This window comes from Sporosarcina sp. BP05 (assembly GCF_014282005.1).
Lineage (GTDB): Bacteria > Bacillota > Bacilli > Bacillales_A > Planococcaceae > Sporosarcina.
The window spans coordinates 1-349 of record NZ_JACFTD010000100.1; the positions used below are offsets into that span (position 1 = coordinate 1).

Genomic DNA, 349 nt, shown 5'->3' on the forward strand with positions numbered 1-349 from the left:
TAGAGGCATGCCCTCGACATATTTTTGATTCATAATATAGGCCATTGCCGATGGTGAAGCTAAACTACCTGGATACATAGGTGCTGGCATCTTTGCTGTGACAATGGGAGTATCGGTGCCTTCACGTTCACAATTTCGGCAGCTGTAGACATGGCGTACATGTTCAACGACTTTCACTTGAGCTGGAATGACTTTTAACTCACGACGTACTTCCGTACTCATTTCATGTACTTGTTCACCGCAACACAAACAAGCCTGTTCCTCATCTGATAAACGATAGTGAATCGTTTCAGTCGGCAGGTTTTCAAGCATCGCTTCGATTTGACCCGATCGTTTTTTACGACGATAA

General features: G+C 44.1%; 1 protein-coding gene. It reads right to left on the reverse strand.

Annotated elements, in window-relative coordinates; genetic code table 11:
• The coding region (locus tag H2672_RS19365) for an IS66 family transposase zinc-finger binding domain-containing protein (protein ID WP_186674024.1) at positions 1 to 349 on the reverse strand (349 nt) is incomplete at both ends.